Genomic DNA, 7,184 nt, shown 5'->3' with positions numbered 1-7,184 from the left:
CTGCTGCATCAGCCAGGTCGCCGCTGTGTGGCGGAAGACGTGCGGCGTTATGTCAGTGCGGAACACGCGCCGCATGCTACCGTCAGGTGCTGCCGCGTCGTCATACCAGCCGAGCCCGGCTGCCTCGACCACCGAGCGGAAGGCTTTCTTGATCGACAGCACTGGTTTGCCGTTCCACTCTACGACGTAGTCGTGCGCGATCATGCGGCCGATGCTTGCGCTCTTCCCGCGGTTCTTGGTCTTGATCTCCAATGGCGTTGCCGCCCAGCGACGCACATGTGCAAGCAGCCGGTCAGGCAACCTGACCGGTGGTTGGCGCTTGTTCGTCTCGCTGCGGCGGGCGGCGCGGCGGTAGAAAATGCCGTGTTCGAGGTCGACATATCCGGCACCCTCTGTTGGCCGGATGGCCGCTCCGCAGATCGCGGCCGACCGGGTGCCAGTGTACAGAGCAACCAGGATGAATCGCGCGACGTGGCGTGCGGTGCGGCGGTCGCTTGGCTTGCCCTTCCATGACTGGCGCATGCGCCATGCGGCGCGAAGCAGCGCGGCTGCTTCATCGCGTGTCAACCAACGGTCGCGCGGTAGAGGCTTCACTGGCAGCACGATCGCGGGTGCACAGGTTATATAGCCTTCACGGTGATAGTTGTTCAGCGCCGCGCGCAGATCCTCCAACTGACGTCTGGCAGCGGCGCCATTGCCGTGCGCCTTCGCGTAGTCACGACAGACCTTGCCATTGATGTCGCCGATTTTCGTGTTGCCGAACCACCTTAGCACGGCGATGAGCCGTTCGGCGGTTTCCTTTGGCTTGGCGTGTGAGAGCGCTACGTCAGTAAGATAAACACTAACGGCGTTGGCTACCGGGACGGTGGCCGGATCGCGGCCGCGCTCGCGGGCCGGCCGGTATTTTTCGATGATGTGTTGGGCGAGCCGTCTCTCAGCGCGTTCGCGGTCGCCAGTGCTACCGCAAGCGCTGATGAAGGTTGCGCCATCGCGGATGAACCAGCCGGCTCCGTTGCGCAGGCTGCCGTCCGCCCTTCTGCTTTCGGCGCGCCAGACCAGGCGCGCCCCTTTCGACGTCCGCGGCATAGCTCTCTCATCTTAGCGATCGCTGCCAAAGTCACATATTCCTTGCCCGCGATCAGCTCTGTCTGAAGGCGGCCAGCATCTCGTTCTTTTCGCAACCCTGCCGCACCCATAGAGCCGTCCGGGAACGCGATCTCGGCAGCAATGTTGAGGCGGAGCGGCACATCGTCGTCCAACTGCTCTGGGATGCTCATTGCATGTCTCTCGTTTGACGTCGGAGAACAAACTCGGCGTCATCGCCGCCTTTGAGATGATCCGGCACTGGCCAGAACAGTTGCCCGACATGACCGAAATTTTTCGCCTGTAAGCGCAGGATCCATCGGGTATCGAACAGCTAAAGCATAGCTGGCACTCCGAGGTCATTCTCACCACCAGGTGTTTATGCGCTCGAAGAGTACGCATCCAAGACGCCGTCTGTGAACAGCACTAGACCTCTAATGTGGTGATTAGGACACTCCGGCGTAAAAAACGGCTGTTTATCGGTCAGGAATAACTTATGAAAATCGCCCTACCATTCGAGTCTATATTCAAAATTGGTCGGTAGCAGCCAAGACACGAGGCTGCCTTCCAACGTCGTCACCAGGCAACTTCGGCGACGCGCTCTGAACGCCCAACAAGACGGTTCACGAAGGTATCGCCAATGAGCTGCTCGCGCGGCGCCGGCGAAGGCGGCGATCTTGCGGCGACGTCACCGCGATAGAGTGAGAGTGTGGATTGGCTTTTCCACGACGGGTCGAAAGCTGGGGAGAGTCCTCCAGCGCCTGTCGCGGAGAAATCACGATGTCCAATCACTATCACCGACGCGGAGCCGCTGCCGGCCGGGCGACCTTCTATGACGAGATAACCGACAAGATCATCAAGGAGTTGGAAGCGGGCCGGCTTCCTTGGGTTCAGCCATGGGGGAGCGCAGCGGCCAAGGCGCCGCTTGCGCTGCCCCGGAACGCCAGCACCGGCAGAGCATATAGCGGCATCAATGTGCTTATCCTGTGGGGCGCCGTCGTCGAGCAAGGCTATATGGGCCAAAGCTGGCTGACTTTCCGCCAGGCCCTCGCGCTCGGCGGAAACGTTCGGAAGGGCGAGCACGGCACAACCATCGTTTACGCCGATTGCTTTGTTCCTGACGATGAGAAGAAACGCGCCAGAGATACTGGCGAAGATGCCCGACCGGTTCCATTCCTCAAGAAGTTCACCGTGTTCAATGCCGAGCAATGTGAAGGTTTGCCGGAAGACATCGCAGTCTCCCCGCTACCTGACCCGGCCCCGATCGAGCCACGCGTCGAAGCCCTGATCAAGGCCACAGGCATCGAATTCCGCATCGGCGGCGATCGAGCCTATTACTTGCCAACCCAGGACCGCGTTCAAGTCCCCCCGCCTCAAACTTTCTTCGAGCCTATTAACTGGCATCGCACGGCGCTGCATGAACTTGGCCATGCCACGGGCCATCCCTCGCGTCTTGCTCGCGACTTCTCCGGCTCGTTTGGAACCAGAAAGTATGCGTTCGAGGAACTCGTGGCAGAGATCAGCGCCGCCTTCTCGTGCGCTGCTCTGGGTATCGTTCCGACCGTGCGGCATGCCGACTACATCGGATCCTGGCTGGAGGTGCTGCGGGAGGATAATCGCGCTGTCGTGCGCGCCGCCAGCCTGGCGGGCAAGGCGGCCGACTGGCTCCTCGGCCATCTGCCAGAAGAAGTCGCGCTGCCCATCGAGGTGGATGCCGATGCCGATCAGAGCAGGAGGGCAGCCTGATGTCACGGCGCAATATCTCCGAACTGGCATCCTTTCTCGGCCGACAGGCCGAGGCAGTGTGCCGACACTATCTTTCCAATGGTCGTCGCGTGGGGCGGTATTGGGTGGTTGGCGATGCTCGCAATACCTCGGGGCGCTCCATGTTCGTGCGCCTCAAGGGACCGGATTTCGGCAAGGGCGCGGCAGGCAAGTGGACCGATGCCGCTACTGGAGAGCACGGTGACCTGCTCGACGTCATTCGCGAATCCCTAGGCTTGATCGACTTCAGGGACGTTGCCGATGAGGCGCGCAGCTTTTTGTCCATGCCTCAGCTGACGTCCGATCCAGCCGAACGCAACACGCAAGCACCTCGCGCTGCAGCAGGCTCTGCCGAAGCGGCGAGACGGCTGGTTGCCATGTCGCGACCGATCTCGCGGACACTTGTCGAGACGTATTTGGGTGCACGCGGTATAACCGCCTTCCACGAAACCGGCAGCCTTCGCTTTCATCCGCGCTGTTACTATCGGCCCGACGAGGACGGCCCGACCCAAACCTGGCCTGCGATGATTGCGGCCGTTACCGACCTCAACGGGAAACTCACCGGCGCGCACCGTACCTGGCTCGATCCGGACGGTTTCAGTGAGGCCTGTCTCGGCCGAGCTCCAATCGACACGCCGAGGCGAGCCATGGGCGAACTGTTGGGGCATTCGGTCCGCTTCGGCGTCGGCTGCGACGTAATGGCCGCTGGCGAAGGCATCGAGACCATGCTGTCGCAACGCTCGGTGCTGCCCGCCATGCCGGTAATCGCAGCCCTGTCCGCGGGACATCTATCAGCCATCCTTTTTCCTGACGCGCTGCGGCGGCTCTACATTGCCCGCGACAATGATCCGGCGGGCGACGGAGCGATGGCGACCCTCATGGAACGCGCCAGCTCGGCCGGGATCGAGGCGATCGTGCTGACGCCGCAACTCGGCGACTTCAACGAGGATCTGCGTCTGCTCGGTCCAGATGCCCTCAGGGCAACCTTGCGGGTTCAGATGGCACCACAGGACGTCACCCGCTTCATGGTGCTCGCGGGCTGACGGGAGGAGAGAGCGACAGGCGGCAGCCGCGTCCTTGTGCTCATGGCGTTTCCTTCGTCTGGAAAGGACCGGCCCACGGCCTTCCAGAGGGCGATCGGGCGACAGCCGGTCCGGACCGGCAATGGCTTCGCCCGGCTATTTTCCGGCGGCCCTTTTTCCACCCCATGCGGCGGGCCGCATGGGACCCCGTCTTCGGGCCTTTCCATCGCGAAGCAAAATAGCCGGGGCTTCGCCATCCTCCACTCCCGTTCCGGCCCTGCGCTGATGCTGCGGGTGCAAGTCCGGATCGTCCGCCGCCTTCGTCGCCATGAAGGCCGCGATGGGCGCGGCCGATCCGCCGAAGGAAGCCGCCATGAGCAACCAGCACGACACTGAACCGCAACGCGCGTCATCGCCAATGGATCACGCCCTCCAGGAACTCCAGCTTTACGGTTACCGCCCGTTCGAAGATGAACCAGATCCGCGACCGCTTCCGGAGGCCCGTGTCATCGCAGCCAGCATCTCCGACATTTTCGACGCCCTGGTAGTGGCGCTGTCTGACACGCGCCTCGAGCCCGACCTCGAGGAACTGCTTTGGGGCACGGTAAACCTCTTCCATCGCGCAACGGATCGGATCGAACGCGAACTCGACGACAACGAACTCGCCCAGCGACGCCTGCAGCGCGAACAGGACGGCTCCGAGGTCAAATCCGTGGAACTGGAGCTCCTTATCGCTCAAGGGCAGACGTTCATCGAACGCCGCAACGCCTTCGAACTGATGCGAGATCAGGCCGCCGAACACTTCGAACGCCACACCTACTCGATCTGGCGTCCGCGTACTGGCTCCATGGTCAACCACCGCAACCTGACTGCCGCGATGATCGACAGCCGCGATTTCCTCGCTGCCAAGAAGCACGCCGACAATCAGGTCTTCCTGCCACCCGGCCCGAAGGTAGCCTTCACCGGTGGCCTCGACTTCAACGACTACGCTCTGATCTGGGCAAAGCTCGACCAGGCTCACGCCAAGCATCCAGACATGGTGCTGTTGCATGGTGGCTCGCCGAAGGGCGCTGAGTTGATCGCCGCGAAATGGGCCAACAATCGCAAGGTGCCTCAGATCGCCTTCAAACCCGACTGGACAAAGCATGCCAAGGCCGCACCCTTCAAACGCAATGACGCGATGCTAGATGCAATGCCGATTGGCGTCATCGTCTACCCGGGCACTGGCATCCAGGACAATCTAGCAGACAAGGCCCGCAGGCTTGGTATCCCGGTTTATCGCCTCGGGGCGGGAGGCGCGTGAGCGTCGCCCTCTTCACCGATCCTGCCGATCGACAAACCCTATGCAATGACCCCGAGAGTGAGGCTCCGGCCTGATTTGGCCGGGCCTGACATCCCGTGCCAACGCCGGAAGGCAAAGAGGTTTGCAACATTCCTGTATTTTTTTGCTGTATATTGCAGCAAATATGAAATTCACAGGAGCGTCATTGTGCCCCAACCCCATATCTCCTACTCGACCAGCGATCTGTCCCGAAAGTCCGGTGACATCATCGCCAAAGCACTGCGGCATCCGGTGACGATCACCCAGCGCAACAAACCGCGCCTGGTGTTGCTCAACATCGAAGACTACGAGCGGCTGCTGCGCCAATCCGACCATCGGATGTCCGGGACAATCGAGACGATGCCAGATATCCTGTTCAGCGAATTCGAGAGCGCGGTCGACACCTATGCTCACGATGACGAAGGCAGCCGGTATTGAGCTATGACCTGATCCAGACAGCGACTGTCATTCGCTATCCATACCTGTAGGCACGGCAGGCCAATACTGGTGAAGGGCGCAAGCAACGTCCCGTCGCCGTCGGCGTGCGCCTCCAACGATCCAATGGCGATCTGATCCTGTTCTTTCCGATCACGACCAAGCATCATCGCTGGCTACTTCAGGCAAGTTGCGAGGGTAGAATACTTCCTTGTCGTCAAAACGACAGCAGGTATCCCGTTGAGCTGCGCGCGATCACCTTGAGAACGCGTGCGTCGGAACGATAACCGACGCGGCAAGGTCGAAAGCGGCCGGACACATCATCATGAGGCTGGAGCGCGTCACATATTGGTGCGGCCTGGTTCGGCAATGCGAACCCAAGGGCCCGGACGCAGGGAGAGCGAGACGATCGGCTGGGAGCCCGCTCGCCGGTTAGTGGTGAGGTTGCATTGGGGCGCAATCGCGGATCGCTTTGATCGTGGCCGTCACGGCGAGCACACACGCGCGGTCTCATCGATGGGTGTATCTGGCCGCAGGACGGCTTTGCCTCGATCGCCTTTGACGCAACGGCGCGTCACGACTTTCTTCCCCTGACGGCTGCGCCGTCATTCCTCGCGAAGCAAGAAAGTCGCTTCCACGCCATCCTTCGCTGCCGCTTCGGCCCAAGGGTGCGCCAGCGATCGCCTTCGGCCTGTCTATCACCATCGAGACCGCAATGGTGCGGGCTCGAAAACAGACAGGATCAAGGAGAACTATCATGGCTACCATCGGCACCTTCAAGAAGTCCGGCAACAACGAGTTCACTGGCGAAATCGTCACGCTCAGCGTCCAGGCCCGCGGCGTCCGCATCGTGCCCGAAAATCGCGCCAACGGCGAAAACGCCCCCAGCCACCGGGTCTTCGTCGGCCGAGCAGAGATCGGCGCCGCCTGGGCCAAGCAGTCCAACGAGGGCCGCAACTATCTGGGCCTCAAGCTCGACGATCCGAGCTTCACCTCCCCGATCTTCGCAAATCTCTTCAACGACGAAGACGGTGAGGGCTACAGCCTGATCTGGTCCCGCCCGAGCCGCCGTAACGCAGAATAGGGAGGCAAACAAAAGGTTCCGCCCGGGCCAACCGGGCGGAACCTCAAGTGACCAACTGGAGTGGTACGGCACACAGCCGCAGCGACGCCAGCACAGCATCGCGTGATGCCCTTTGAGCTCCTCCACCTCCGAGGTGGCATCTGTAAGGATCGTGTTTTAGGTCTCGCACGTTGGGGATGTGCAAATCATGATCGAGCCATTCGACGACACCGCCCCGACGGGGGACGAACTCACAGACTATGATCGCAGCCACGTTAAGCTCTACATGCGCTTGTTCGACGCCGATGCCGACGGTGCTGATTGGCGTGAGGTGGTCAAAGTTCTCTTCGGGATCGACCCTGCAAAGGAGCCGCAGCGCGCTCGACATGTCCACGATACCCACTTGGCGAGGGCGCGCTGGATGACGCGCACCGGTTACCGCCACCTTCTACGCCAAACTGACACCTAGCGATTATTTCCAGGGTGATGCTGAAAG

7 protein-coding genes are annotated in these 7,184 nt (G+C 61.4%); 6 read left to right on the top strand and 1 reads right to left on the bottom strand.

Annotated elements, in window-relative coordinates; all coding sequences use genetic code 11:
• Nucleotides 1-1,086, bottom strand: a 1,086-nt coding sequence (locus EOA29_RS19630) for a tyrosine-type recombinase/integrase (RefSeq protein ID WP_127221314.1), incomplete at its 3' end; no start/stop codon positions are given.
• Between the two features lie 777 nt (nucleotides 1,087-1,863).
• Between EOA29_RS19630 and EOA29_RS19625 the strand changes: the two genes are divergently transcribed.
• From EOA29_RS19625 to EOA29_RS19600, 6 genes are all read left to right on the top strand, one after another.
• A complete protein-coding gene (locus EOA29_RS19625; protein WP_127221313.1) occupies nucleotides 1,864-2,829 on the top strand; it encodes a zincin-like metallopeptidase domain-containing protein in 966 nt (321 codons plus the stop codon).
• Nucleotides 2,829-3,890, top strand: coding sequence for a toprim domain-containing protein (locus EOA29_RS19620; RefSeq protein ID WP_127221312.1), 1,062 nt, complete (start codon nucleotides 2,829-2,831; stop codon nucleotides 3,888-3,890). Before EOA29_RS19625 ends, EOA29_RS19620 begins: the two co-directional genes overlap by 1 nt.
• 352 nt (nucleotides 3,891-4,242) lie before the next feature.
• Nucleotides 4,243-5,172 carry a DUF2493 domain-containing protein gene (locus EOA29_RS19615; protein ID WP_127221316.1) on the top strand — a complete coding sequence of 310 codons (930 nt, stop codon included), beginning with the start codon at nucleotides 4,243-4,245 and terminating at the stop codon, nucleotides 5,170-5,172.
• A 186-nt stretch (nucleotides 5,173-5,358) separates the two neighbouring features.
• Nucleotides 5,359-5,628 (top strand): type II toxin-antitoxin system prevent-host-death family antitoxin, encoded by a 270-nt coding sequence (locus EOA29_RS19610; RefSeq protein ID WP_127221311.1) that lies wholly within the window; start codon nucleotides 5,359-5,361, stop codon nucleotides 5,626-5,628.
• 754 nt (nucleotides 5,629-6,382) lie between these two features.
• Complete coding sequence (locus EOA29_RS19605) at nucleotides 6,383-6,709, top strand: DUF736 domain-containing protein (RefSeq protein WP_189478936.1); 327 nt, start codon at nucleotides 6,383-6,385, stop codon at nucleotides 6,707-6,709.
• A 187-nt stretch (nucleotides 6,710-6,896) separates the two neighbouring features.
• Nucleotides 6,897-7,157, top strand: a complete 261-nt coding sequence (locus tag EOA29_RS19600) for a DUF2285 domain-containing protein (RefSeq protein WP_126095135.1) — start codon at nucleotides 6,897-6,899, stop codon at nucleotides 7,155-7,157.
• Nucleotides 7,158-7,184: the final 27 nt, after the last annotated feature.

The sequence above is a fragment of the Mesorhizobium sp. M1E.F.Ca.ET.063.01.1.1 genome (assembly GCF_003998155.1).
In the GTDB taxonomy this organism is placed as follows: domain Bacteria; phylum Pseudomonadota; class Alphaproteobacteria; order Rhizobiales; family Rhizobiaceae; genus Mesorhizobium.
This window is presented reverse-complemented; position numbering and strand designations above follow the sequence as displayed.